This window comes from Pannonibacter phragmitetus (assembly GCF_050510895.1).
Lineage (GTDB): Bacteria > Pseudomonadota > Alphaproteobacteria > Rhizobiales > Stappiaceae > Pannonibacter > Pannonibacter phragmitetus_B.
In genome coordinates this window covers 3,252,490-3,278,192 of sequence record NZ_JBNINT010000001.1, presented here as the reverse complement: position 1 = coordinate 3,278,192, position 25,703 = coordinate 3,252,490, and the positions used below count along the sequence as shown (strand labels likewise).

Here is a 25,703-nt window from a genome sequence, read left to right as displayed (position 1 = left end):
ACTGGGTGCCGCTTCGGGCACTCTTCTGTTCGGTCTTTTGGATCAACGCTGGCTGTTTTGCCAGTCCGGATGGATCCACGGTTCCTGATTGGAGGCGGGCAGGGGCGTGCGGCCAAGGATATGGTCCGAAGCCTTCTCGCCCACCATGATCGAGGGGGCATTGAGATTGCCGTTGGTCACCTGCGGGAAGATGGAACTGTCCGCCACCCGTAACCCATCAACGCCGATCACCCGGCATTCCGGGTCCACCACGGCCATGGGATCGTCCTTGGCCCCCATGCGGCAGGTGCCGCAGGGGTGATAGGCGCTTTCCACATGCTCGCGGATGAAGCCGTCCAGCTCCTCGTCGCTTTGCAGATGGCTGCCGGGCTGAATTTCCTTGCCCCGGAAGGGAGTGAAAGCCTCCTGCCCGAAGATCTCCCGCGTCAGGCGGATGCAGGCACGGAAATCGGCCCAGTCATCGGCATGGGACATGTAGTTGAAGCGGATCGACGGCTTGTCCAGCGGATCACCGCTTCTGAGCCGCACCGCGCCGCGTGACTTGGAGCGCATCGGCCCCACATGGGCCTGGAATCCGTGCCCCTCCGCCGCCGCCTTGCCGTCATAGCGCACGGCAAAGGGGATGAAGTGGAACTGGATGTCCGGATAGTCGATGCCGGCCTTGGAGCGGATGAAGGCGCAGGTCTCGAACTGGTTGGAAGCCCCAAGCCCCTTGCCGGTGAGAAGCCACTGCGCCCCGATCAGCGCCTTGGAAATGAGATTCCAGTGCTTGTAGAGCGTGACCGGCTGGGTGCAGGCTTGCTGCAGGTAAAGCTCCAGATGGTCCTGCAGGTTGGCGCCGACGCCGGGCCGGTCTGCCACAACCTCGATGCCGTTGTCCTTCAGATGCTGCGCCGGGCCGATGCCGGAGTGCATCAGCAGCTTGGGCGAGTTGATCGACGAGGCGGAGATGATCACCTCGCGCCGGGCATGGACCACCTGAGGTGTGCCGCTGCCGCGCTGATATTCCACGCCTGTGGCCCGGCCATTTTCGATCACTACCCGCCGAACAAGCGCGCCGGTGATCAGGTCCACATTGCCGCGCTTGAGGGCGGGCTTCAGATAGGCATTTGCGGCGGACCAGCGCTGACCCTTGTAGACGGTCATCTCCATGTCGCCGAAGCCTTCCTGCTTCTCGCCATTGTAGTCGGCAGTGGTCTCATAACCCGCCTGCCGCCCGGCTTCGATGAAGGCATTGAACAGCGGGTTGTGCTTGGGCCCGCGCTGCACATGCAGGGGCCGCTGCGCCCGCGCCAGCCATCGTCACCAGCCTTGGCATTCTCCATCCGCTGGAAATAGGGCAGCACATGCCGGTATCCCCAGCCGCTGGCGCCCATCGCTTCCCAGGTGTCGAAGTCCTTCGCGTGACCGCGCACATAGACCATGCCGTTGATTGAGGAGGAGCCGCCGATCACCTTGCCGCGGGGTGTCGCCAGCACGCGGCCGCCCAGATGCGGCTCCGGCTCGCTGGCAAAGCCCCAGTCATAGCGGCGCATGTTCATGGGATAGGAGAGGGCGGCCGGCATCTGGATGAAGGGCCCGGCATCCGTGCCGCCAAATTCCAGCACAAGCACGCGGCTAGACGGGTCTTCCGACAGCCGCGCGGCCATGGCGCAGCCCGCAGAACCGGCGCCAACGATGATGAAGTCATATCCGCTCATGGCTGCACCTCGGGTCTGGCATTGGACTTTGAAGCGGCCTGACGCATACGGATCTGCGCTTCCACATAGTCCTCCACCATGCGGATGGCGGCTTCCCGGTCCGGCGATTTCCGGCTCAGGGCCTGACGGATCCACACGCCGTCGATCATGGAGGCGGTGCCTTCGGCGACTTCCGCCGCATCTCTCGCAGACAGGAAGGCCTTGAGGTTGAAGGTGAGGTTGGAAGTCAGGCGCGCGGCATAGATGCGCAGCAGGCGCTGGTTGGATTCGGCTGTCTGGGCCTGCGCGTAGAACGACAGCCACGCGGCAATCACGGCCTCGCGGAACTGCTCCGGATCGAAGTTCCCGGCGATGATGGCAGAGATCCGTTCACGCGGGGTTGAGGCGGCAGCAAGCCTTGAGCGGATGCCCTGACCCAGCTCGTGCAGCAGGTGCCGCATGGTGGCCGCAAGCAGTTGATCTTTCGAGCCAAAATAGTGGTGAGCCAGTCCGCCGGATACTCCGGCGCGGCGGGCGATCTGCGCAACTGTCACATCACAGAAACCCGTCTCGTGAATCGCGTCCACCGTCGCTTCGATGAGGGTGCGGCGGCGTTCCGCTTCCATCCCGATTTTCGGCATCAGGCACTCCTTTCCATGCCCTATGGATATTTTTAATTGATCGATCAATCAATCAAAACTTGCCAAGCCTGCGGCAAAATGTTTCATTAGCAAAATCCAGAGGGGCAATCCGCACCGCAAAGACGGGCATAGAAAAGGTTCCCCATTGCATAAGGGGTCCTGCCGGGTTCATTTGACCGTGAACACCGGGGACGAGTCCTGTTATTACAGGGCGTCAACGCGAAAGCAGGAGAAAGAACCGGATGAAGCGTAGATCCACTTTCATCGCCGGGACGGCAGCGGGTTTTGCCCTTGCCATGACCTTGACGAGCAGCGCCATGGCGCTGGAACCTGAAAGCTGCAAGATGGTGCGGTTCTCGGATGTGGGCTGGACCGACATCACCGCGACAACCGCCGTCACCACCACGCTTCTCCAGGCGCTGGGCTACGAGACGGACATCAAGATCCTCTCCGTCCCGGTCACCTATGCATCGCTCAAGAACAAGGACATCGACGTCTTCCTGGGCAACTGGATGCCGACGATGGAGGCCGACATCGCCCCTTATCGCGAGGATGGCTCGGTCGAGACGGTGCGCGCCAATCTGGAGGGCGCCAAATACACGCTCGCTGTGCCGCAATATACCTACGACAAGGGCCTCAAGAGCTTCGCTGATATCGCCAAGTTCAAGGACAGTCTGGACGGCAAGATCTACGGCATCGAGCCTGGAAACGACGGAAACCGTCTCATCATCGGCATGATCGATCAGGACCAGTTCGGCCTGAAGAGTTTCGAGGTGGTGGAAAGCTCCGAGCAGGGCATGCTGGCGCAGGTCGCCCGTGCCACCAAGCGCAAGGAAGATGTGGTCTTCCTCGGCTGGGCGCCGCATCCGATGAATGCCAATTTCGAGATCGCCTATCTGGAAGGCGGCGATGACGTGTTCGGCCCCAACTATGGCGGCGCGACCGTCTACACCAATGTGCGCAAGGGCTATGTGTCCGAATGCGCCAATGTGGGCAAGCTGCTGACCAATCTCGAGTTCTCGCTCGACATGGAAAACGAGATCATGGGCGCGATCCTGAATGAGAGCGCCGATCCCGCCAAGGCGGCAACCGCATGGCTGAAAGCCAATCCGGCCAGCTTCGAAGGCTGGCTTGCGGGTGTCACCACCCGTGACGGCGGCGAAGCCATTCCTGCCGTGAAGCAGGCCCTCGGTCTCTGATCCCACCCGCTCTGCTCCGGTGAGTGGCCCGCAAGGCCGCTCCCGGCTGGATGACACGTTGACTGGCCGGAGGCTCCATTCCGGCTGGAAGGGGGTGAATATTGACCTTTCCTGACTTTACCTTTCTCACCACGGCGCAAGCCGGGGCTCCCCGCTCTCGCAGGCCGTGGACTGGCTGACCAGCCACAAGATTCCGATCGGCCAGTGGGCCAAATCCGTGGTCGACTGGCTGACCACCCACGCCTACATGGTGTTTGATGCCATCGCCTATGCCATTGAGGGGCTGATCGACGGCATTCTCTGGTGCCTGCAAACGCCGCATCCTCTGGTCCTCGTCGCCGTTGTAACCCTGCTGGCCTATGTAGTCCGCCGCAACATCGGCTTTCCGCTTCTGGTTCTGGGCTCCCTGCTGCTGATCATCAATCAGGGCTACTGGGATGCCACCATGGATACGCTGGCGCTGGTGCTCGGCTCGACAGCAATCTGCATGGCAGTGGGCGTGCCGATTGGTGTCGTGGCTGCGCATAACCCGCGCTTCTATGCCTTCCTTCAGCCGGTGCTGGATCTGATGCAGACGATCCCGACCTTCGTCTACCTCATTCCCGCGCTTATCCTCTTTGGTCTCGGCATGGTGCCGGGGTTGATTGCCACGGTGATCTTTGCGCTGCCTGCGCCGATCCGCCTGACCCAGCTTGGCGTGTCTTCGACTCCCACACAGCTGCTTGAAGCGGGCGAGGCCTTTGGGACTACGCGCTGGCAGCTGCTTTGGAAGGTGGAACTTCCTTATGCCCTGCCGCAGATCATGGCCGGCCTGACGCAGACGATCATGCTGTCCCTGTCCATGGTGGTGATTGCCGCGCTGGTGGGTGCCAACGGCCTTGGCGTGCCGACGCTGCGGGCGCTCAACTCGGTCAACATCGCCATGGGCTTCGAGGTGGGCGTGGCCATTGTTCTCGTCGCCATCGTTCTCGACCGGTTCTTCAAGGGGCGCTCGGACAAAACCCGCAAGGGAGGCGCAAATGACTGAAGCTGCCGTTTCCTTCCGCAACGTGGATATTGTCTTCGGCCCAGAGCCGAACTCCGCCCTTCCGCTGATTGATGCGGGCCGCACCCGCGCCGAAATCCAGGAAGAAACCGGCCAGACGCTGGGCGTTGCCGGGGCCACGTTCGACATCATGCCGGGCGAGGTGATTGTGCTGATGGGCCTGTCTGGTTCGGGCAAATCCACGCTTCTGCGCGCGGTCAATGGCCTCAACCCGGTCATCCGGGGCGAGGCGCTGGTGCGGGACGAGGACGGGCTGGTCAATCCGGCCACCTGCGGGCCGGAGCGCCTGCGCCGGTTGCGCCGCAGCCGGGTGGCCATGGTGTTTCAGCAGTTTGCCCTGCTCCCCTGGCGCACAGTGGCCGAAAATGTCGGCTTCGGCCTCGAGGTCGCTGGCATGCCGGTGGCTGAGCGGCGGCGCAAGGTTGCCGAACAGCTGGAGCTGGTCGGCCTTGCAGGCGTGGGCGGCAAGCAGGTGCATGAGCTGTCCGGCGGCATGCAGCAGCGCGTTGGCCTCGCCCGTGCCTTTGCCACGGATGCGCCGATCCTGCTGATGGATGAGCCCTTCTCGGCACTGGATCCGCTGATCCGCGACCGGCTGCAGGATGAGCTTCTGGAGCTGCAAAGCAAGCTCAACCGCACCATCGTCTTCGTCAGCCATGACCTCGATGAAGCGGCCAAGATCGGCTCGCGCATCGCCATCATGGAAGGCGGGCGGATCATCCAGCTCGGTACGCCGCAGGAAATCGTCCGCTCTCCTGCAACGCCCTATGTGGCGGATTTCGTCGCCCACATGAACCCGCTCAACGTGCTGCGGGCGCAGGATGTGATGGTGCCGCTGGAGCCGCAAGGCACTGCGCCGGAAGGCAGCACGTCCTGTGGTCTGGCAACCCCCTTGCGAGAGGTCATTGCCCTCAAGCGCCAGTCGGCAGGCCCCGTTGTGGTCCTCAATGGCGGCGTGCCTGCGGGTATCATCCGTGAGGGAGAGCTGCTGGCGGCGATGGGGTAAGGGGAAACAGGCTTCTGCCTCTCCGCCGTGATGCCATGGCCTTAATCATGGCATCTACTTCCTTTGCTGCGGCTGTGTTTACAACGGATTGTAAGTCAGGCTCCAACTCCTCTCCCCTCAAGGGAGAGGGGGCGCAGCGGCAAAAAGAAGGCCCGCTCCTTCTTCCTGCGTTCAAAGTGAACATTGGCCTTTCCTGCCGGTTGGCGCAAAGGCTGATGCGGGGGAGAGAAGCCCTCTCGAGCCCGTGACCGGGCAATGGCATGACGGATACGGATAGTGCGTGGGGAGGGTCTCCTCCTCCGCAATGCTCTCAATCCGCCGGGCGTTCCGGATCGCGGGCATGGCGCAGGGCTTCGAGGGCTTTCATGCGCTGCTCGCTGCGGTCCCAGTTTTCCTGCGTCACACCGGCAATCAGCGCTTCGGCGATGGCCATCAGCGCGGTGGAGGAATCCCAGGGTGACGGAACAGCCACGCGGGCAGGAAGCACGTGGGCAGCAATCCGGGCAATCGGCGACATCCAGCTGTCGGTGATCAGTCCCACGGTCACCCCTGCCGGGCTGCGGCTTCGGCAAAGCGGATGATTTCGGTCTGATAGCGGCGTATGTCGAAGACGACCAGCACATCCTTGGGGCCCATGCCGATCAGCTGGTCCAGCCAGTTGCCTTCCTGTCCGGCCACGTGCTGCACGCCGGGGCGCACGATGCGCAGATGCGCGGCCATGTAGCGGGCAAGGGCATCGGTGAAGCGCCCGCCAATGAGGTGGATTGTCCGCTTTTCGTCCGCAAGCAGCCGGACAAAAGCGTCAATGTCCTTCTGCGGCAGATGCTGGAAGGTCTCGCGCAGGTTCTCGACAAGCTTGTCGGCAAAGGCGTTGCCACAGCCTGCGCCTGCTTCCGGCAGCGCAGGGTCGCGGGCGAGAGGAGATTTCAGCTGGTTCTCAAGCTCCGCGCGCAGCCGTTTCTGGAAATCGGCAAAGCCAGGAAAGCCAAGCCTCGCCACGAAGCGCAGGATTGTCGGTGAACTGACGCCTGCGGCCTCCGCGAACTGAGCAACAGTCTCCAGGCCCAGCATCGGGTAATTGGCCAGCAGTGCCACTGCCGCCCGCCGTTCGGTGGTGGTGAACTCGTCCAGCCGCTCCCGGATTTCCTCGGTCAGTGCACGTTCCATGGGCTGTTCCCGGTTCTGTCTGCCGCTTGCCGAGGCAGGTGGCACATGTTGGGCAGGTGCCGTCGTTTTGTGTTTGACACGGCTTCAAACTGTGTATCAAATCATACACAGACAGCCGGACTTCGCAAATCTGTAACAAAAAATACAAGCGCAGATCCGGCCGCCAGAGGTATCGGGAGCAGCTATGGGGCAGGCAGGGGAGCCGCAGCCGGAGCACGGCACAGGGGCGGCCATTTCCATCGAGAACCGCAAGGGACAGAGCGATTTTGTCCTGCTTGTCGATCACGCCTCCAACGTGATCCCGCCGGAGTACGGCGATCTTGGCCTCAGCGCGGAAGCTCGTGTGGCCCATATTGCCTGGGACCCCGGCGCGCTGGGTACCGCCCGCGAGATGGCGCGCCTGCTGGATGCGCCGCTGATCTATCCGTTGGTTTCGCGTCTCATCATCGACTGCAACCGCCAGCATGATGCCCATGACCTGATCCCGGCCATCAGCGAGACGACCCGCATTCCCGGCAATGAAAATCTGACGGACGAAGAAAAGCAGAAGCGCATTTCGCTGGCTCACGCCCCGTTTCATGCGGCGGCGGAATCCGTGCTCGCCGAGCGTGAGGCACGCGGGCAGGCCAGCATCGTCGTTTCGGTGCACACCTATACCCCGGTCTACAAGGGTGCCAGCCGCCCGTGGGAAATCGGCATCATCGCTGCGCAGGACCGGCGGCTGGCCGATTTCATGATCCGTGAACTTGAAGCCGAAGGCGGGCTGACGGTGGGCGACAATGAGCCCTATTCCCCCGCCGATGGCGTCTATTACACAGTGAACCGGCATGGAGAATCCAAAGGCCGGGCCTGTGTGATGATCGAAGTGCGCAACAACGAGCTGGTGACGGCGCAGCAGGAACTGGAGTGGGGCGCAAGGCTTGCCCGCATTCTTGAGGCTGCGCGCGCAAGCCTCGCCCTTTCCGGAAACGGGGAGGGGCGCAATGCCTAAGGCAGCGCTTGCCTATATCCGCTGGGTTGATGGCTTCAATCAGGGGCTCGGCAAGCTCGTCATGTACGGGCTGTTCATCCTGATGGCGATCCTGCTGTGGTCGTCCATCTCCAAGACCTTCTTTCAGCCCTCGCTCTGGACACTGGAAGCGGCTCAGTTTGCCATGGTCGCCTATTATATCCTCGGCGGCCCCTATGCCATGCAGGCGGGTGGCAGCGTGCGGATGGACCTGTTCTATGCAGAGTGGTCCTTGAAGAAAAAGGCCTGGTTCGACGCTTTCACTGTCTTCCTGCTGATATTCTATCTCGGCGTGCTGCTCTATGGGGCGGCCGGTTCGGCGGCCTATTCGCTTGGCTATTTCGGTGATCAGCCCTTTCATTTCTTCGGTGAGCTGATCCATGCCTATGTTACCGGCGGCAGCGAGGCTGCGGGCAAGGTGATGGGCTATCTGGAGCGCAGCCGCACCGCCTGGCGGCCCTACCTGTGGCCGATCAAATTCGTCATGTGCCTCGGCTTCCTGCTCATGCTCATGCAGGCCTTTTCGGAGTTCCTGAAGGACGTTGCGCGCATCCGTGGGGAGGAAATCTGATGTCCTACGAGATGATCGCCATCCTGATGTTCTCCTCGATGATGCTGATGCTCCTCACCGGGCAGCGCGTCTTCGGGGCCATCGGCGGTATCGCCACCATCGCCTCCCTGGCTCTTTGGGGCACCGGCTCCTACGACATTCCCTTTGCACAGGCCATGAAGCTGATGGCTTGGTATCCGCTGCTCACGCTGCCGATGTTCATCTTCATGGGCTATGTGCTGTCGGAGTCGCGGATCGCTGAAGATCTCTACCGCATGTTCCATGTCTGGATGGGCCCGGTGAATGGCGGCCTGGCCATCGGCACGATCCTCCTCATGGTGCTGGTGTCGGCCATGAACGGGCTGTCGGTCGCCGGCATGGCCATTGGCGCCACCATCGCCCTGCCGGAGCTTTTGCGGCGCGGATATGACAAGCGCATGGTCTCGGGTGTCATTCAGGCCGGGTCATCGCTCGGCATCCTCGTGCCGCCCTCCGTGGTGCTGGTGCTCTATGCCATGATCGCCCGCGCGCCTGTGGGCCAGTTGTGGCTGGCAGGCGTTCTGCCGGGCCTCATGATGGCAGCCATGTTCATCCTCTATGTGGCCGTGCGCTGTGCCCTGCAGCCCAAGCTCGGGCCTGCGCTGCCGGTGGAAGAGCGCGACATTTCCATGGGCGAAAAGCTGCGTCTGCTGACGGCGGGCCTTCTGCCTATCGGCATCTTCCTCATCATGATGGTGCCTTTCGTGCGCGGCTGGACCAGCCTCGTCGAAAGCTCGGCCATCGGCGCAATCGCAGCCTTTGCGCTCGCCATTCTGAAGCGGCGGATGACGCTGCAGATTTTCCGGTCCTGTGTTCGGCAGACCCTGCTGATCTCCTGCATGTTCATGTGGATCATTCTTGCTGCGCTTGGCTTTGGCGCCGTGTTCGACGGGCTCGGGGCGGTGAAGGCGATCGAGAGCTTCTTCACGGTGGAGCTGGGGCTCAACCCATGGACCATCCTGATTCTGATGCAGGTGTCGTTCCTCGTCATGGGCACGTTCCTGGACGATACGGCCATGCTGGTGATTGTCGCGCCGCTTTACGTGCCGCTGGTGGCCAAGCTGGATCTGGGCCTTCCGGCAGATCAGGTGCTGATCTGGTACGGGGTGCTCTACACGATCACGACGCAGATCGCCTACATGACGCCGCCCTTCGGCTACAACCTGTTCCTCATGCGCGCCATGGCGCCGCCGGAGATCAGGCTCAGCGATATTTACGCCTCCATCGTCCCCTTTGTTCTGGTGATGCTGCTGGCGCTGATTATCATCATGCTGTTTCCGCAAGTGGCGCTCTGGCTGCCGCAGCAGGTCTATGGATAGGGCACGGGGGCACCAGCCCGCGTGCAGGCAAGGCAAGCCGCTTCATCTGCTTTCGGGCGGAACCGGGGCGGACGGGGAGGACTGAAACCGGAACGGGCGCGGGGCAATCCGCAAGGCCCGCCGCTTAGGGGAAGCCGGACAACCGAGAACAAAGGCCGCAAAGGCAACCGTCTGGCGCATCATGAATGTCCATCAGGGCATGACCAACAGGGGAGTTAGCAGACATGACCAGCAGACGTGATTTCCTGAAGAATGCGGGCCTTGGCGCAACTGTTGCGGCGGGCGCCACCACGCTGGCCGCTCCGGCGGTTCTCGCCCAGGCACCGATCAAGTGGCGGCTGCAGACCTATGCCGGTCCTGCCCTCGGCGAGCACGTGATCAAGCCTGCCATCGACGCCTTCAATGCGGCAGCCAATGGCCAGATGGAAATCGAGCTGTTCTACGCCGACCAGCTGGTGCCAACGGCCGAACTCTTCCGCGCCATGCAGAAAGGCACCATCGACGCAGTGCAGTCGGACGATGACTCGATGGCCTCGCCGACGGAAGTCACCGTCTTCGGCGGCTACTTCCCCTTCGCCACGCGCTACTCGCTGGATGTGCCGGTGCTGTTCAACCAGTATGGCCTGAAGCAGATCTGGGAAGAGGAATATGCCAAGGTCGGCGTGAAGCACATTTCGGCAGGCTCCTGGGACCCGTGCCACTTTGCCACCAAGGACCCGATCAACTCGCTGGCTGATCTCAAGGGCAAGCGCATCTTCACCTTCCCGACCGCCGGCCGTTTCCTGTCGCAGTTCGGCGTCGTGCCGGTCACTCTGCCGTGGGAAGACATCCAGACGGCAGTGCAGACCGGCGAGCTGGACGGCATCGCCTGGTCCGGCATTACCGAGGATTACACCGTCGGCTGGGCGGACGTGACCAAGTACTTCCTCACCAACAACATCTCCGGCGCCTGGATCGGCCACTTCTTCGCCAACATGGACCGCTGGAATGAGCTGCCGGATCATCTGAAGATCATGCTTCAGCTGGCCATGGATTCCTCTCATCTTTACCGCCAGTGGTGGTACTGGGGCGGCGAGGCGGACCTGCGCGTCAACGGCACCAAGTTGCAGCTGACCTCCATTCCGGATGAGGAATGGGCGACGGTTGAAACCGCAGCGGGCAAGTTCTGGGAAGAGATTGCGGCCGAGTCCGAGACCAAGGCCAAGGTTGTCGAGATCATCAAGAAATACAACGCAGCCATGACCAAGGCCGGCCGTCCGTACCGTTACGGCTGATCTGCCTGAAGCCAGCGGCGGCGCGGAAGCCCTGCGCCGCTGCCTGCGATCAACGGCGGCGCGGGAGGCTGCGCCGCCCGGTCACTTTCAAGAATGAACGGAACGATCATCCAGATGGCTGCCAACATGACATTCGACGCCCTGAAACAGGCCGTTCAGGAAGGTACGGTCGACACGGTTCTGGCCTGTATCATCGACATGCAGGGCCGCCTGATGGGCAAGCGCTTCCATGCGCGCCACTTCATCGACAGCGCGTATGACGAGACCCATTGCTGCAACTATCTGCTGGCAACCGACCTCGAAATGTACACGGTCGAAGGCTATGCCTCGACCAGCTGGTCGCGCGGCTATGGCGACTATGTGATGAAGCCGGATCTTTCCACCATCCGCCGTCTCGGCTGGCTGGAAGGCACGGTGATGGTGCTGTGCGATGTGCAGGATCACCACACCCACGCCGACGTGCCGCATTCGCCCCGCGCCCTGCTGAAGGGGCAGGTGGCCCGGCTGAAGGACATGGGCTTTCAGGCAATGATGGCGACGGAGCTGGAGTTCTTCCTGTTCGAGAAGAGTTTTGACGAGATCCGCAAGTCCGGCTTCCGCGATCTGGAGCCGATCTCCGCCTATAACGAGGACTACCACATCCTCGCCACCACCAAGGAAGAGCATGTGATGCGCCCGGTGCGCAACCATCTCTACAACGCGGGCATTCCGGTGGAGAACACCAAGGGCGAGGCTGAGGCCGGGCAGGAGGAGCTGAACATCCGCTACGCTCCGGCCATGCTCTGCGCTGATTATCACACCATCGCCAAGCATGCGGTGAAGGAGATTGCCTGGCAGAAGGGCCATGGCGTCACCTTCCTGCCCAAGTGGCACAAGGACCGCACGGGATCTTCCGCGCATATTCACCAGTCGCTGTGGACGCTGGACGGCAAGCCCGCCTTCTTTGATGGGGCAGACAGTCTCGGCATGTCGGCGCTGATGAAGCAGTATATGGCCGGCCTCATCAAATATGCGGGCGATTACACCTATTTCCTGGCGCCCTATGTGAACAGCTACAAGCGCTTCCAGCGCGGCACCTTCGCGCCCACCCGCACGGTCTGGTCCATCGACAACCGCACGGCCGGTTTCCGCCTTTGCGGCGAAGGCAGCAAGGGCGTGCGCGTGGAATGCCGTATTGGCGGTTCCGATCTCAATCCCTATCTGGCTCTTGCGGCCCAGATCGCGGCTGGTGTTCGCGGCATCGAAGAAAAGCTGGAGCTTGCTCCGCCGATGACCGGTGATATCTACCAGGCGCAGAAGGCCAAACAAATCCCGCGCACCCTGCGCGATGCGACGGAGACCTTGCGCAAGTCGAAGATGCTGCGCGAGGCCTTCGGCGACGGCGTTGTCGAGCATTACGCCCGCGCCGGGGAATGGGAGCAGGAAGAATTCGACCGCGTGGTCACGGACTACGAGCTGGCCCGCGGGTTTGAACGCGCCTGAGAGGTGCCCGGCTGGTGCCGGGCGCCCTTCCGGCATAGCATTGCCGCCTGAGGGGCGGTGTTTTTGAGGTTATCTCATGTCTGAAACGGTGAAACTCATCTCCCCGGTCGATGGATCGGTTTACGCCGAAAGGGCGGCAGCCGATGCTGCGGCGGTCGACCGGGCGGTAACGGCGGCAAAGGCGGCGCAGCCGGGCTGGGCGGCAACGCCGCTGGACGAGCGCATCGGCCTGTGCCTGAAGGCGCTTGAGGCGCTTTTGGCGATGAACGAGGAAATCGTGCCGGAACTGGCCTGGCAGATGGGCCGTCCGGTGCGTTTCGGCGGCGAGAAGGGCGGCGTGGAAGAGCGCGCCCGCTATATGGCCAGCATTGCCAAGGAAGCGCTGGCGAACATCATCCCGCCGGAGCGTCCCGGCTTCAAGCGCTACCTCAAGATGGAGCCGCTGGGCCTCGTCATGGTCATTGCGCCGTGGAACTACCCGTTCCTGACGGCGGGCAACACCATCTTCCCGGCGCTGATGGCGGGCAACGTGGTGCTGCTGAAACATGCGGCGCAGACGCTGCTGGTGGGCGAGCGCTTTGCCGCTGCCTTCAAGAAGGCAGGTCTGCCGGAGGGCGTGTTCCAGAACATCGTCATGACACACGAGGGCACGGAGAAGCTGCTCGGCTCCGGCCTTGTTGATCACGTCAACTTCACCGGATCTGTCGCAGGTGGCCGGGCTATCGAAAAGGCGCTGGCCGGAACCTTCGCGACCATGGGGCTGGAGCTGGGCGGCAAGGACCCGGCCTATGTCATGGCCGATGCCGACCTCGACTATGCCGTCGCAAATCTGGTGGATGGCGCCTTCTTCAACTCCGGCCAGTGCTGCTGCGGCATCGAGCGCATCTATGTGCATGAAAGCCGTTACGACGCCTTCGTTGATGGCTTCGTGGATTTGACGAAGCAGTACAAGCTTGGCAATCCGCTCGATGCGGAAACCACCATCGGTCCCATGGCCCAGACGCGCTTTGCCACCTGGGTGCGCGAGCAGACCGAAGAGGCGCTGCGCAAGGGAGCAAAGGCGCATATCGACACGTCCGCCTTCCCGATGGACAAGGCCGGAACGCCCTACCTTGCCCCGCAGGTTCTCACCAGCGTCAATCACCAGATGTCGGTGATGCGCGAGGAAAGCTTTGGCCCGGTCGTCGGCATCATGAAGGTGAAGGACGATGCGGAAGCCATCCAGCTGATGAACGACAGCCCCTACGGCCTCACCGCATCGATCTGGACGGAAGACCTCGACGCGGCCGAGCGGATCGGCGGCGAAATCGACACTGGCACCGTCTTCATGAACCGTTGCGACTATGTGGACCCGGGCCTTGTCTGGACCGGCGTGAAGGACACCGGCAAGGGCGCCGCCCTGTCGCAGGTGGGCTTTGCCAATCTGACGCGGCCCAAGTCCTTCCATCTGCGCAAGGAGCACTAAACGGGTTTGCGGTGCTGGCCGGACAGCTTCCGGGCGAAGCCAGATGCCGCAAGTCTCCTGAGTTTGGCCGCAGCCTCTCGCCCCCTCCCCTCAAGGGGAGGGGAATGGCACGGCCCAGCCTGTTCATTGTTCAACACTATCGACCGCGTTGATCCCGACGCATCAATTGACTGAAAGCCTGAACCATGACCACCGTTCCCTCTGTCAACTGGTCCTATCCGACTGCCGTGCGCTTTGGTGCCGGGCGCATCAAGGAGCTGGCCGCCGTTGTGAAGCTTGCGGGCATGAAGCGCCCGCTGCTGGTCACCGATCCCGGCCTTGCTAAGCTGCCGATGACGGCTGCCATGCTTGATCTGCTCAAGGCCGATGGCATCGAGGCGGCCGTCTTTTCCGACGTGAAGCCGAACCCGGTCGAAAGCAACATTTCCGCAGGCGTTGCCGCCTACAAGGCAGGCGGCCATGATGGCGTCATCGCCGTTGGCGGCGGCTCGGGCCTTGATGCGGGCAAGCTGATTGCCTTCATGTCCGGCCAGACCCGCCCGATCTGGGACTTCGAGGATATCGGCGACTGGTACACCCGCGCCGATCCGGCCGGTATTGCCCCGATCGTCGCCGTGCCCACCACTGCCGGTACGGGCTCGGAAGTTGGCCGCGCCGGTGTGGTCACCAATGAAGAGACACACACCAAGAAGGTGATCTTCCACCCGAAGATGCTGCCGTCCTATGTCATCTGCGATCCGGAACTGACCACCGGCATGCCGCGCATGATCACCGTCGGCACCGGCATGGATGCGCTGGCCCACTGCCTTGAGGCCCTGTGCTCGCCCTTCTATCACCCGATGTCGGAAGGCATCGCGGTTGAAGGCGCACGCCTCGCGCTGGAAAACCTGCCGCTGGTTGCCGCCAATGGTCAGGATCTGGTGGCACGCGGCCACATGATGAGCGCCGGTGCCATGGGCGCAGTTGCCTTCCAGAAGGGCCTTGGCGCCATCCACGCCCTGTCCCACCCGGTTGGTGCGCTCTATGACACGCACCATGGCATGACCAATGCTGTCTTCATGCCCTATGTGCTGAAGTTCAACCGTTCCGCCATCGAGGCCAAGATCGAGCGGCTGGCCGGGTTCTGCGGGATCAAGGGCGGCTTTGACGGCGTCCTGGAGCACATCCTCAAGATGCGTTCCGACCTCGGCGTGCCCCACACCATCGGCGGCCTCGGTGTTGATGGTGCAAAGCGCGATCTGATCGCGGATATGGCGATCGTTGATCCGACCGCAGGCGGCAACCCGGTGGAACTCACCCGCGATGCTGCGCTTGCCATCTTCGACAAGGCGCTCTCCGGTGAGCTGTGATCTGCATGTGAAGCAGAACTGAATTGACGGAAGGCGCGGCCCGCGAGGGCGGCGCCTTTTGTTTTGAAAACCTCTCCTTCGTCATACCGGACGCAGCGAAGCGGAGATCCGGTATGACGAAGGAGAGGCAGTTGATGCAGCGGCCCCGGTGCGCAGCGCTCCCGGATCGGCTAGGCTCTCTTTCCCGTCTCAATCATCCCATCAGGAAATCCCATGAACAGCGAAGATGATGCCGCCCGCCGCAAACGCATTTCCGTGCGCGCCCGCCGGATGGTTTACGAGGGCCGCTGCACGGTGGAGGAGATCACCGTGGATCAAGCCCGCAGCGACGGTGCGCAGCAGACCATCGTGCGCGAGGTGGTGCGCTATGGCCGTAATGTGGTGGCCATCTTGCCGGTGGACCGCACGCGCAAATGCCTGCTGCTCTGCCGTCAGCTGCGTGTGCCGGTGATGGCCGATCAGGACGACCCGTTCCCCTGGGAGGTCTGCGCGGGCCGTCTTGAGGAGGGCGAGGACGTGCTGGACGGGGCAAGGCGCGAGCTGATGGAGGAATTCGGCGTCGAGGCCAAGGGGCTGAAACTGGCCTGTTCCAGCTATTCCAGCCCCGGCATTCTGGGCAGCCGTGTTGATCATTTCCTGTGTGACTATGCCGGGACTGAGCGCCACGCCGGTGGCGGTCTGGTGGAGGAAGGCGAGGATATCACCGTCCATGAGCTGACTTGTGCGCAGGCGGCTGCGCTTTGGCGGCAGGGTGCAATCCGCGATGCCAAGGCCTTGATCCTGTTGCAGCATCTGATGCTGACAGAGCCAGACCTCTTTTCTGGCGAGGATTGATTGCACCGGCGTTTTTCATCCGTTAGCGTGCAAATCATGTAACGCGCAGACAGGTAATTGGCGGCGCCGGGACAACGGCACCCGCCTGTCAGTCATGCGAGCAGGGAGGAAGTCATGCCATTACGGACCATTGCGGCAGGGGAAGTGCTGAAGCCTGCAGCCATCATTGATGGCGAGCGGGTGTTCACGCCGGACGGGCAGGTGTTTGAAAGCCTGTGCCCCTCGGACGGCAAGGTCATTGCTGTTATTCCGCGCTGTGATGCTGCGGAAGTGGGCCGGGCAGTTGCTGCCGCCCGCAAGGCGTTTGAAACCGGCCCCTGGCCGAAGCTGACGGCGGCAGATCGTGGCCGCCTGCTGATGAAGCTGTCGGCACTGGTCACGGAGCATCATGACGAACTTTCCGCGCTGGAAAGCCTTGATGCGGGCAAGCCGCTGAAGCAGGGCAAGGCGGATATCACCGCACTCGCCCGCTATTTCGAATTCTATGGCGGAGCGGCAGACAAGGTGATGGGGGACACCATCCCCACCGCTGACGGCTTCCTGGCCATGACCCTGCGTGAGCCGCATGGCGTTGTCGGCGGCATCATCCCGTGGAACTATCCGGCGCAGATCATGGGCCGTGTCGCCGGTGCAGCGCTGGCCATGGGCAACACGCTGGTGCTGAAGCCGGCGGAAGACGCCTGCCTCAGCGTGCTGCGCGTCGCCGAACTGGCGCTGGAGGCTGGCTTTCCGGCTGGTGTCTTCAACGTGGTGCCGGGGCTTGGCTCCGAGGCTGGCGCAGCGCTTTCCAACCATCCGGGCCTTGATTACCTCACCTTCACCGGCTCGCCGGAAGTGGGCGTCATGATCCAGACGGCAGCGGCTAAGAACCACATCGGCTGCACGCTGGAGCTGGGCGGCAAGTCACCGCAGATCGTCTTTGATGACGCCGACCTTGGCGCGGCCCTGCCGGTCATCGTCAATGCGATTATCCAGAACTGCGGCCAGACCTGTTCGGCCGGCAGCCGCGTGCTGGTGCACAAGGGCATCTGGGATGAGGTGGTGGAAGGGCTGCGCACCCGAATCCGGGCTCTCGTTTCCGGTCCGCACAGCGCCGATCTCGATCTCGGGCCGCTGATCAATGCGGGCCAGTTGCGGCGCGTGCAGTCCTTTGTGGACCGTGCACTTGCCGATGGCATTCCCCTTGTCGCTGAAGGCGCGGTTGCGCCGGACGCTTCCAGCGATGGCTATTTCGTTCCGGCCCGCGTCTTCGGCCCGGTGCCCGTGGACCATGTGATTGCCCGGGAGGAGATCTTTGGCCCCGTGTTGTCGCTCATTCCCTTCCGCGATGAGGAAGAGGCCCTGCGCATTGCCAATGGCACCGAGTTCGGTCTCGTAGCAGGCGTGTGGACGCGCGACGCCCAGCGGGCGGTGCGGGTGGCCAAGGCGGTTCGTGCGGGGCAGGTCTTCGTCAATGCCTATGGTGCGGGCGGCGGCATCGAACTGCCTTTGGTGGCTTCAAGAAGTCCGGCCATGGCCGCGAGAAGGGCTTCGAGGCGCTCTACGATTTCTCGGCAACCAAGACACTGGTGCTGCGTCACGGCTGACGCAGGCCTTTTGGAATAATCAGCAATTCAGGGAGGAATTCATGGCAGACCGGCTCAAGGGCAAGGTGGCAGTCATCACTGGCGCAGGCTCCGGCTTTGGCGAAGGCATGGCGAAGCTCTTTGCCAGCGAGGGAGCGAAGGTCATCGTTGCCGATCTCAATGGCGACGCGGCGGCGCGTGTGGCCTCGGAAATCGGCGAAGCCGCCATTGCGGTGACGGCAGATGTGACGGTGCGGGCCGATGTGGAGGCGATGGTCAAGGCGGCCACGGGACATTTCGGACGGCTGGATATCCTCGTCAACAACGCAGGCTATTCCCACCGCAACGGCTCCATGCTGGGCGTCGATGAAGAAACCTTCGACCGCATCTTTGATGTGAACGCCAAGGCGATCTATCTGGCGGCCTTGGCCGTTGTGCCGGTGATGGAAGCGCAGGGCGGTGGTGTCATCATCAACACGGCCTCCACCGCAGGCCTGCGTCCGCGTCCGGGCCTGACCTGGTACAATGCCTCCAAGGGCTGGGCCATCACGGCCACCAAGTCCATGGCGGTGGAACTGGCCCCGGCGAAGATCCGCGTCAATGCGCTCTGCCCGGTGGCAGGTGAGACGGGCATGCTGCATCTCTTCATGGGTGAGGACACGCCGGAAAAGCGCGCTCAGTTCCGCGCTTCCATTCCGCTTGGCCGTCTCTCCACCCCGCAGGATATCGCCAACGCCGCCCTGTGGCTTGCCTCCGATGATGCCGAATTCATCACTGGCGTTGCCCTCGAAGTTGACGGCGGCCGCTGCATCTGAGGATACAGGCCTTCAAAAGGAACCGGCGGCCACTTGGCCGCCGGTTCTGTTTTCAGAAGTGCCACCATTCAGTTCCAGATTGAGCCTGCGTCCGTTTTGGCGCTTTCCAGGACGTACTCCGTGTCTGCTGGCAGCATGAGGCCTTCGGCAATCAGGCCGTCGGCTGCCGCTTTCACCGCCTCCAGATAGGCCTGCTGGTCCTTGTAGCGTGCCTCGATCGGCATGCGGCTGTCACTGGCAACCGCCGTCGTGGGGAAGGGCTGGTAGCTGCCGGTCAGGCTGCAAAGTTCACCTTCGGCAAAGTCCTTTGCACGCAGATTCCAGCCTGCATAGGAGCCGAGCGGAGCCGCAACTGCGGGAAGGCGTATGCCGCCAAGCGGAATGCCGTCCTTGTCAACGGCAGGAACATATTCCGCATAGGTGGCGCCTTGCAGAGGTGGCTGAATGGAATGGTCCATCACCCGCAGCGTGTTGAACCTTGGCTGCGCAGCCGCTCCGTCAATGATCGGCAGCTTGAGTTCGTCCAGCTTGACCAGTGTTTCATCGGAGAATGAGGGGTAGCGGCTCGCAGGCGGGGCTTTGTCTTCCGCCACCCAATCCTCCATCGCGGCATAAAGTGCCCGCATGACCGGTGCCGCACTGAGCGGATTCGTGGGATTGACGCAGGTCTTGCTCATTTCGGACTTGAGCCCCCAGCCGTTGAAATGGGGCGCGCCTGCCAGGAAATAGAGCCTGACATTGTCCGGCATTGTCAGCGGCTCTCCTTCAGGTGACGTTGACACCAGATAGGCACGGCCCTGCCAGAACTCGGTCGACGTGTCCGAATGCATGATTTTCGGACAGGTGTCCGTTGCCATGCAGGTGCTCAGAATGCTCTCGCGTTTGTTCGTGAGAGGGTCGGTTGTAAGGGCGTAGGTGAAGGGAAACTGGTCACCCGGATAGTCATGGTCCTCATGCTGGCGGGAATAGCGCCCGGGCTGGGCAAAGCGGTAGTTGGTGTAGCTCTTGCGCGAGCCCGCTATATGCGCCATCGCGCCGTCGAAGACCTTTTGCCCGCCCTCATCGGCATTGAAGCCCTGATAGATGAAGTCGCGCAGGAAACGGCCTGACTGGGAAATACCCATGCCGACCGTGTGCTTGATGCCGGGGAGCGGGTTTTCTGCGTCATGGCCTTCGTTGCCGCGCAGGAAGGAAATCACATCCCGTGTTGCGGCAAAGGCAAGGCCCGAGGGCACGCTGCCTTCCGCCGGATAGACGAAATCATAGATCGCCCCGGCATCCATGCCCGCAGGGCGGGTGATCTCGATTTCGGTATTGCTGACATACTTGAAGGTGAGATCCTCCGGCGTGGCCGGCGCATCGTCAGGTGTTGCACGCACAGTAAGGCTTGCCTTTGACGGATCAAGATCTGCCGCCGGATAGGTAAGGGGATCTTTCCCGTCTCTCCGGGCTTGTCGAAGATCATCTGCTCACGGGAGATGCCCTTGACGCCGGACAGCTTCGGCAAGGTGATGTTGATGCCTGCCTCAGGTGCATCGAACTGCCAGCCGCTCCAGACAACTGTGCTGCCCCGGTTCATGAGAAAGCCGTCTCCGGCATCTTCAGCCTTGGCAGGCACGCCCGAGCCTTTTGAGCGGTTGAGTAAGGTGAAGCTCAGGTTCCGGCCCCGGTTGGGAACTTCATAAAACAGGAAAGACGACTGCTTTTTCGCATCGGCCGGACGCAGGATGAAGACCTCGGTGGTGAACTCCACCTCTCCTTTGGCGTTTCGGGGGCCTTGCCGAGATCAGCAATTCCGGCATTGGCCGGTGCATCCGGGTCAACTGCTATTGTGGCAACTGCGTCGATCCGCTCATAGGCGCCCGTATCTGCGAACGTGGCGCCGTCAAAGGCGGGGCCGGTTGACTGAATCTGGAACCCGGTTACGCGGGCATTTGCGGTGCCGGACAGGACCGTTGCTGCCAGGAGAACCGCTGGCAGAGCATGTCTTCCTCTCATGATTTTTCCTCCCATGCCGCTTGAGATCTTCAAGCGCAAGGGATCGTGGTGCATCTTTGCGCACAGAGTCAATCATCTTGTATACGTAAGTTCGTATCCGTGCATTCGAGATGCTTCTTGCAAGGATGAGCATGAACGGTCGCTGCGGTTGTGTGGCTTGCTGAGTTGCGCGCGGATGGCCGATCTTGTGCGTGGAACCTGCGAACTGAGGATTCTTTTTCTCCCCTTTTCAAGGTTTGAAAAACGATGCCCGGCATAATTGCCGTGCAACGGCTATTGTGCGTGTCATCATTAATGCAGGAGTGCCTACATGTCCGGTACCGGGTCAGCATCCGGCGAGCCCCGCGAGAACAGACGCCACCGGCGTCTCGACGTGTTCCCGGCCTTTCATAAGGTCGCGGACCGGCGGGTTGTCGTGGTTGGCCATGGCGGCGAGGCGGCGGCCAAGGTACGGCTGCTGGGCGAGACCAATGCGCTGATCGAGGTCGTTTCCGCACACATCGAGCCGGAACTGGCCGAGGTGATGGAGACGGTTGGGGCAACCCATGTGGCGGAAGATTTCCGCCCGCGCCATCTCAACGGTGCTGCACTTGTTTTTCCGCCCGCGAGGACGAGGCGCTGGACCGGGCCGTGGTGCAGGCTGCGCGCATTCTCGGTGTGCCCGCCAACGCGGTGGATAAGCCGGAACTCTGCGATTTCTATACGGGCGCTCTTGTCAACCGAGCACCCATTGCCGTTGCCATCACCTCCACAGGTGTCGGTCCGGTGCTGGCGCGCCACATCCGCGCCCGCATCGAAGGCATGCTGCCGCGTGCGACCGGCGATCTTGCGCGCCTTGCCGAGAGCCTGCGCGACACGGCGGCAAAGGTACTGACCGATGGCGCGGTGCGCCGCCGGTTCTGGGCGCGGTTCTTCTCGGGCGCCGTCGCCACCAATCTTTACGCCGGGCGTGCCGATGCAGCCCGGGCCGAGGCACAGCGCCTGCTGAACAGCGCCACGGATGACAGGGGCTTTGTCTGGCTGGTGGGTGCTGGCCCCGGCGCTGAGGATCTTCTGACCCTGCGCGCTCAGCGGCTGCTGCAGGAAGCGGACGTGATCGTGCATGACGCACTGGTGCCGGACCCTGTTGTCGCCATGGGCCGCCGCGATGCGCAGCGCATTTCCGTCGGCAAGCGCAAGGGTGCCCATTCGGTGCCGCAGGGCGAAATCAACAAGGTGCTGGTGGAACTGGCTGAGGCCGGGCACAAGGTGGTGCGGCTGAAGGCGGGTGATCCGCTGGTGTTCGGCCGTGCGGGCGAGGAAATGGAAGCGCTGCGCGAAGCGGGGATCAGCTTTGAGGTGGTGCCGGGCGTGACAGCGGCCTTTGCGGCGGCAGCCTCTGCCCAGATCCCGCTGACCCTGCGCGGCGTGGCATCTACGCTGGTGTTTGCGACAGGACACAATGCCGAGAGCGAAACTCTGCCAGATTGGGCCAATCTCGCCCTGCGCGGCTCCACTGTTGCGGTCTATATGGGGCGCAGCGTGGCGGCGGCCGTGTCGGTGCGGTTGATGGCGGCGGGGCTGAAGCCCACGACGCCGGTTGCGATTATCGAGAACGCCGCTCATCCGGACGAGCGCCAGTTCGCCGGAACGCTGGCCGACCTGCCGCAGCTGGCCGGGCGCAAGGATGTGAATGGCGCCGTGCTGATGGTGATCGGTGAGGCCGTGGGTCATGGCGTGATGGAAAAGGCCGAGCCGATTTCGGCGGCGGCAGAAGCGATCAAGGCGGCCTGACGCGGGCCTGCCGGAATTTTGCAGGCAGCGGGCAAGCCCGCGCCTGATGAGGAGAAGGCATGAAGGTGATCACCGCCAACCGTCTGATCGACGGCGAGGTCGTGTTTCAGGGCAAGAACGGCGCCTGGGTCGAGCTGATCGGCGAGGCGCGCCTGCTCGATGGCAAGGACGCGGTGGCCGAGGCGCTGGCACTGGCTGCAAAGTCGGTTGCTTCCCGCGAGATCGTTGATCCTTACGACATCGAGATCAAGGAAGAGGATGGCAAGCGGGTGCCAGAGCGTCTGCGTGAGAAGATCCGCGCCGCCGGCCCGACCACCCATCCCGCCCTTGGCAAGCAGGCCCGTGCCTGAGTGAATTGCCCGAGTGAAGCAAAGGGGCCGGTGCACCGGCATCCGCCCCGTCAGATGACAGATTTTCGGCGCAGCCCGGCTGCCGCCCTGGAGACGCGACATGTACCGCTACGATGAATTTGATCAGGCTTTCGTCAAGGAGCGCACAGCGCAGTTTGCCGATCAGGTGCGCCGCCGTCTGTCCGGCGAGCTGACCGAAGACGAGTTCAAGCCGCTGCGCCTGATGAACGGGCTGTATCTGCAGCTTCACGCCTACATGCTGCGCGTCGCCATTCCCTATGGCACGCTCAATAGCCGCCAGATGCGCAAGCTGGCCCATATCGCCCGCACCTATGACAAGGGCTATGGCCATTTCACGACCCGTCAGAACATCCAGTTCAACTGGCCGAGCCTGAAGGACACGCCGCGCATTCTCGAAGAGCTGGCGGAAGTGGAGATGCACGCCATCCAGACCTCCGGCAACTGCATCCGCAATGTGACTGCTGATCATTTCGCCGGTGCTGCCGCTGACGAGATTGCCGACCCGCGCCCCTATGCGGAGATCCTGCGCCAGTGGTCGTCGCTCCACCCGGAGTTCTCGTTCCTGCCGCGCAAGTTCAAGGTGGCCATCACCGGCGCCCCGCATGACCGCGCGGCGGTCCAGGTGCACGACATCGGCCTGCAGCTGACCCGCAACGGCGAGGGTGAGATTGGCTTCACCGTCTTCGTCGGCGGCGGGCTAGGCCGCACGCCGATGATCGGCCGTAAGGTGCGCGACTTCCTGCCCGAGGAAGATCTGCTGGCCTATTCGGAAGCAATCCTGCGCGTTTACAACCTCTATGGCCGCCGCGATAACAAGTACAAGGCGCGCATCAAGATCCTCGTGCACGAGACGGGCCTGGAAGAGCTGAAGGCCGATATCGAGGCCGAGTTCGAGAAGATCCGCTATGGTGTGCTGCGCCTGCCGGATGAGGAAGTGCGGCGGATCGAGACCTATTTCGCGCCTCCTGCGCTGGAGCCGCGCGATGCGGTCAGCGCCAAGGTGGAGGCCCGTGTGGCGGCAGACCCGGCCTTCGCGCGCTTTGTGGCACATAACCTCAACCCGCACCGGGTGCCGGGTTACACCAGCATCACCATCTCCATGAAGCCGATTGGCGGCATTCCGGGCGATGCGACGGATGCGCAGATGGATGTGGTGGCGAACCTTGCGGAGGCCTATGCCTTTGACGAGATCCGCATCAGCCACGAGCAGAACGTCATCCTGCCGCATGTGGCGCTGGATGATCTGCCGGAAATCTTCGACGTGCTGTTGAAGAACGGCCTGGCCGAAGGCAATGCCGGGCTCATCACCGACATCATCGCCTGCCCGGGCATGGACTATTGCGCGCTGGCGACTGCCCGGTCGATCCCGGTGGCGCAGCGCATCTCCGAGCGTTTCGGAGCGCCGGAACGGCAGAGCGAGATTGGCGAGCTGAAGATCAAGATCTCCGGCTGCATCAACGCCTGCGGCCATCACCATGTGGGCCACATCGGCATTCTCGGCCTCGAAAAGAAGGGCGAGGAGTTCTACCAGGTCACGCTCGGCGGATCGGCCAACGAAAGCTCGTCCATCGGCGAAATCATCGGCCGCGGTTTCTCCTCGGAAGAGGTGGTTGATGCCATTGAGACGCTGGTGGATGCCTATCTCGGCCTGCGCCAGTCCCCGCAGGAGACTTTCCTGGAGGTCTATCGCCGCGTTGGCGAAGACCCGTTCAAGGGAGCGCTTTATGGCACTGAGTGAACTCAGCGGCCTGGCCTTTGATCCCGAGCTTGGTGCTGGCGCCGAAGCGCTGGCCTTTGCCCGGCAGTATGAAGGCGAAAGCCCGCAAGCGATCCTGCGCGATGCCATCCGCGATCACTACGCGGGGCGCATTGCGCTCGTCTCCAGCTTTGGCGCGGATTCGGCTGTGCTCTTGCACATGGTGTCGGAGGTGGATCGCTCCACGCCTGTGATTTTCGTTGAGACGGGCAAGCATTTTCCGCAGACACTTCGCTACCGTGACCTGTTGGTGGAGCAGCTTGGGCTCACCGGCGTCAGGGATGCTAAGCCCGACCCCGAGGCGCTGGCCGCAGTGGATGCCGGCGGCATGCTCTGGATGAGCGACACGGATGCCTGCTGCCACGCCCGCAAGGTGGTGCCACTGGCAACCGCGTTGAAGGGCTTTGATGCCTGGATTTCCGGCCGCAAGCGCTTTCAGAGCAGCACCCGTGCTGCGCTGCCGGTGTTTGAGGAGGAGGATGGCCGGGTTAAGGTCAATCCGCTGGCGAACTGGACAGCTGCGGATATCCTCGCTTATGCAAAGGCCCACAATCTGCCGCCGCATCCGCTGGTGGCTGAAGGCTACCCCTCCATCGGCTGCCTGCCTTGCACCAGCAAGGTTGCTCCGGGGAGGACCCTCGCTCCGGCCGCTGGCGCGGTCAGGAGAAGACTGAATGCGGTATCCATCTGTCTCTGGACGCCTCCGGCGCCGGGCCAGCGACTGGCGCCTGATGCGGCTGCCTGACGAATTTTGCGAAGGACGCAAGTGATGACCTCGATCTACGCCAATGGCGGCTTCACACAGGAAAGCTGGGAACGCCTCGACAAGGACGCTGAGCTGCCAGCCCATCCCTTTGCAGATGGCCTGAAGCTTCTGGTGCCGCAGGCGCGCTTTTGGCGGATGCCGGCACATTCCTTGCGGTGGCCGCTGATATCGCCGTTCTGGTGAGCCCGGGTGATGACGTCGAGGCGCTGGCGCCCTTCGCCGCCCGCCTGCCGCGCATTGCCGTGGAGTTTCCGAAGTTTAGCGACGGCCGGGGCTTTTCCTCCGCCCGCATTCTGCGCGAGCAGATGGGTTATGAGGGCGACATCCGCGCCATCGGTGACTTCATCCTCGACCAGATTCCCCTGATGCTCCGCTGCGGCGTCTCCAGCTTCGAGATCAGCAAGCCGCATGTGGAAGCCGCGCTCAAGGCGGGCATCTGGCCGGAAGTGACCCATTACCTTCAGCCGGTCGGTACAGTCACCGAAATCCCGGCTGGTACCCGTCCCTGGGCCCGCCGCTCCGAGGGCAAGCGCAAGTTCTCGACCGGCACCGTGGTGGAGTGAGGGCTTTCAATCCAGCCCCTAACCTCACCCCGGCTGAT

General features: G+C 62.7%; 18 protein-coding genes and 5 pseudogenes. 19 read left to right on the top strand and 4 right to left on the bottom strand.

Annotation, left to right across the window (positions count from 1 at the left end):
* Nucleotides 1-42 precede the first annotated feature (42 nt).
* Nucleotides 43-1,700, bottom strand: a pseudogene (gene betA / locus ACQB61_RS15600) (choline dehydrogenase).
* Nucleotides 1,697-2,320, bottom strand: coding sequence for a transcriptional regulator BetI (betI, locus tag ACQB61_RS15595; protein ID WP_430513365.1), 624 nt, complete (start codon nt 2,318-2,320; stop codon nt 1,697-1,699). Before betI ends, betA begins: the two are co-directional and overlap by 4 nt.
* A gap of 296 nt (nt 2,321-2,616) precedes the next feature.
* Between betI and ACQB61_RS15590 the strand changes: the two genes are divergently transcribed.
* The 3 genes from ACQB61_RS15590 (at nt 2,617) to choV (ending at nt 5,570) form a co-directional block, all read left to right on the top strand.
* Nucleotides 2,617-3,519, top strand: a complete 903-nt coding sequence (locus ACQB61_RS15590; protein ID WP_430514387.1) for a choline ABC transporter substrate-binding protein — start codon at nt 2,617-2,619, stop codon at nt 3,517-3,519.
* 166 nt (nt 3,520-3,685) lie between these two features.
* Nucleotides 3,686-4,546 (top strand): choline ABC transporter permease subunit, encoded by an 861-nt coding sequence (gene choW, locus ACQB61_RS15585; protein ID WP_430513364.1) that lies wholly within the window; start codon nt 3,686-3,688, stop codon nt 4,544-4,546.
* Entirely contained in the window at nt 4,539-5,570 is a 1,032-nt protein-coding gene (gene choV / locus ACQB61_RS15580) for a choline ABC transporter ATP-binding protein (RefSeq protein WP_430513363.1), read from the top strand. The genes choW and choV overlap by 8 nt, the downstream gene beginning before the upstream one ends.
* A 310-nt stretch (nt 5,571-5,880) precedes the next feature.
* Here the strand turns inward: choV and ACQB61_RS15575 are convergent.
* A pseudogene (locus ACQB61_RS15575) lies at nt 5,881-6,737 on the bottom strand (MurR/RpiR family transcriptional regulator).
* A gap of 184 nt (nt 6,738-6,921) precedes the next feature.
* Here ACQB61_RS15575 and ACQB61_RS15570 point away from each other — a divergent pair.
* From ACQB61_RS15570 to ACQB61_RS15525, 10 genes and pseudogenes are all read left to right on the top strand, one after another.
* A complete protein-coding gene (locus ACQB61_RS15570; protein ID WP_430513362.1) occupies nt 6,922-7,728 on the top strand; it encodes an N-formylglutamate amidohydrolase in 807 nt (268 codons plus the stop codon).
* A complete protein-coding gene (locus tag ACQB61_RS15565) occupies nt 7,721-8,317 on the top strand; it encodes a TRAP transporter small permease subunit (RefSeq protein WP_430513361.1) in 597 nt (198 codons plus the stop codon). Before ACQB61_RS15570 ends, ACQB61_RS15565 begins: the two co-directional genes overlap by 8 nt.
* Entirely contained in the window at nt 8,317-9,654 is a 1,338-nt protein-coding gene (locus ACQB61_RS15560; RefSeq protein WP_430513360.1) for a TRAP transporter large permease, read from the top strand. The genes ACQB61_RS15565 and ACQB61_RS15560 overlap by 1 nt, the downstream gene beginning before the upstream one ends.
* 224 nt (nt 9,655-9,878) lie before the next feature.
* Nucleotides 9,879-10,928, top strand: a complete 1,050-nt coding sequence (gene dctP, locus ACQB61_RS15555; RefSeq protein WP_430513359.1) for a TRAP transporter substrate-binding protein DctP — start codon at nt 9,879-9,881, stop codon at nt 10,926-10,928.
* A 114-nt stretch (nt 10,929-11,042) separates the two neighbouring features.
* Complete coding sequence (locus ACQB61_RS15550; RefSeq protein WP_430514386.1) at nt 11,043-12,410, top strand: glutamine synthetase family protein; 1,368 nt, start codon at nt 11,043-11,045, stop codon at nt 12,408-12,410.
* 76 nt (nt 12,411-12,486) lie between these two features.
* A complete protein-coding gene (locus ACQB61_RS15545) occupies nt 12,487-13,875 on the top strand; it encodes an aldehyde dehydrogenase family protein (protein ID WP_430513358.1) in 1,389 nt (462 codons plus the stop codon).
* A 185-nt stretch (nt 13,876-14,060) separates the two neighbouring features.
* A complete protein-coding gene (locus ACQB61_RS15540) occupies nt 14,061-15,224 on the top strand; it encodes an iron-containing alcohol dehydrogenase (protein ID WP_430513357.1) in 1,164 nt (387 codons plus the stop codon).
* Between the two features lie 213 nt (nt 15,225-15,437).
* The gene (locus tag ACQB61_RS15535) at nt 15,438-16,058 is read left to right on the top strand and encodes an NUDIX domain-containing protein (RefSeq protein ID WP_430513356.1); all 621 of its coding nucleotides are present in this window, start codon (nt 15,438-15,440) and stop codon (nt 16,056-16,058) included.
* Between the two features lie 114 nt (nt 16,059-16,172).
* Nucleotides 16,173-17,644, top strand: a pseudogene (locus ACQB61_RS15530) (aldehyde dehydrogenase family protein).
* A 41-nt stretch (nt 17,645-17,685) separates the two neighbouring features.
* Nucleotides 17,686-18,438 (top strand): SDR family oxidoreductase, encoded by a 753-nt coding sequence (locus ACQB61_RS15525; protein ID WP_430513355.1) that lies wholly within the window; start codon nt 17,686-17,688, stop codon nt 18,436-18,438.
* Nucleotides 18,439-18,506: 68 nt separating this feature from the next.
* On the opposite strand, the gene ACQB61_RS15520 is transcribed toward ACQB61_RS15525, so the two are convergent.
* Nucleotides 18,507-19,817, bottom strand: a complete 1,311-nt coding sequence (locus ACQB61_RS15520; RefSeq protein WP_430513354.1) for an alpha/beta hydrolase domain-containing protein — start codon at nt 19,815-19,817, stop codon at nt 18,507-18,509.
* Between the two features lie 929 nt (nt 19,818-20,746).
* On the opposite strand from ACQB61_RS15520, the pseudogene cysG reads away from it, so the two are divergent.
* From cysG to ACQB61_RS15490, 6 genes and pseudogenes are all read left to right on the top strand, one after another.
* Nucleotides 20,747-22,209 (top strand): annotated as a pseudogene (cysG, locus tag ACQB61_RS15515) (siroheme synthase CysG).
* A 59-nt stretch (nt 22,210-22,268) separates the two neighbouring features.
* A complete protein-coding gene (locus ACQB61_RS15510; RefSeq protein WP_430513353.1) occupies nt 22,269-22,559 on the top strand; it encodes a DUF2849 domain-containing protein in 291 nt (96 codons plus the stop codon).
* A gap of 100 nt (nt 22,560-22,659) precedes the next feature.
* Nucleotides 22,660-24,318 (top strand): nitrite/sulfite reductase, encoded by a 1,659-nt coding sequence (locus ACQB61_RS15505; RefSeq protein WP_430513352.1) that lies wholly within the window; start codon nt 22,660-22,662, stop codon nt 24,316-24,318.
* Nucleotides 24,305-25,068 (top strand): annotated as a pseudogene (locus tag ACQB61_RS15500) (phosphoadenylyl-sulfate reductase). Before ACQB61_RS15505 ends, ACQB61_RS15500 begins: the two are co-directional and overlap by 14 nt.
* Before the next feature lie 37 nt (nt 25,069-25,105).
* The gene (locus ACQB61_RS15495) at nt 25,106-25,285 is read left to right on the top strand and encodes a hypothetical protein (protein ID WP_430513351.1); all 180 of its coding nucleotides are present in this window, start codon (nt 25,106-25,108) and stop codon (nt 25,283-25,285) included.
* Nucleotides 25,258-25,665, top strand: coding sequence for a DUF934 domain-containing protein (locus tag ACQB61_RS15490; RefSeq protein ID WP_430513350.1), 408 nt, complete (start codon nt 25,258-25,260; stop codon nt 25,663-25,665). Before ACQB61_RS15495 ends, ACQB61_RS15490 begins: the two co-directional genes overlap by 28 nt.
* Nucleotides 25,666-25,703: the final 38 nt, after the last annotated feature.

Bases quoted from the DNA above. Each gene is read 5' to 3' on its own strand.
- betI (WP_430513365.1), bottom strand. From the start codon at position 2,320: ATGCCGAAAATCGGGATGGAAGCGGAACGCCGCCGCACCCTCATCGAA.
- ACQB61_RS15590 (WP_430514387.1), top strand. From the start codon at position 2,617: ATGACCTTGACGAGCAGCGCCATGGCGCTGGAACCTGAAAGCTGCAAG.
- choV (WP_430513363.1), top strand. From the start codon at position 4,539: ATGACTGAAGCTGCCGTTTCCTTCCGCAACGTGGATATTGTCTTCGGC.
- ACQB61_RS15570 (WP_430513362.1), top strand. From the start codon at position 6,922: ATGGGGCAGGCAGGGGAGCCGCAGCCGGAGCACGGCACAGGGGCGGCC.
- ACQB61_RS15565 (WP_430513361.1), top strand. From the start codon at position 7,721: ATGCCTAAGGCAGCGCTTGCCTATATCCGCTGGGTTGATGGCTTCAAT.
- ACQB61_RS15560 (WP_430513360.1), top strand. From the start codon at position 8,317: ATGTCCTACGAGATGATCGCCATCCTGATGTTCTCCTCGATGATGCTG.
- dctP (WP_430513359.1), top strand. From the start codon at position 9,879: ATGACCAGCAGACGTGATTTCCTGAAGAATGCGGGCCTTGGCGCAACT.
- ACQB61_RS15550 (WP_430514386.1), top strand. From the start codon at position 11,043: ATGGCTGCCAACATGACATTCGACGCCCTGAAACAGGCCGTTCAGGAA.
- ACQB61_RS15545 (WP_430513358.1), top strand. From the start codon at position 12,487: ATGTCTGAAACGGTGAAACTCATCTCCCCGGTCGATGGATCGGTTTAC.
- ACQB61_RS15540 (WP_430513357.1), top strand. From the start codon at position 14,061: ATGACCACCGTTCCCTCTGTCAACTGGTCCTATCCGACTGCCGTGCGC.
- ACQB61_RS15535 (WP_430513356.1), top strand. From the start codon at position 15,438: ATGAACAGCGAAGATGATGCCGCCCGCCGCAAACGCATTTCCGTGCGC.
- ACQB61_RS15525 (WP_430513355.1), top strand. From the start codon at position 17,686: ATGGCAGACCGGCTCAAGGGCAAGGTGGCAGTCATCACTGGCGCAGGC.
- ACQB61_RS15510 (WP_430513353.1), top strand. From the start codon at position 22,269: ATGAAGGTGATCACCGCCAACCGTCTGATCGACGGCGAGGTCGTGTTT.
- ACQB61_RS15505 (WP_430513352.1), top strand. From the start codon at position 22,660: ATGTACCGCTACGATGAATTTGATCAGGCTTTCGTCAAGGAGCGCACA.
- ACQB61_RS15495 (WP_430513351.1), top strand. From the start codon at position 25,106: ATGACCTCGATCTACGCCAATGGCGGCTTCACACAGGAAAGCTGGGAA.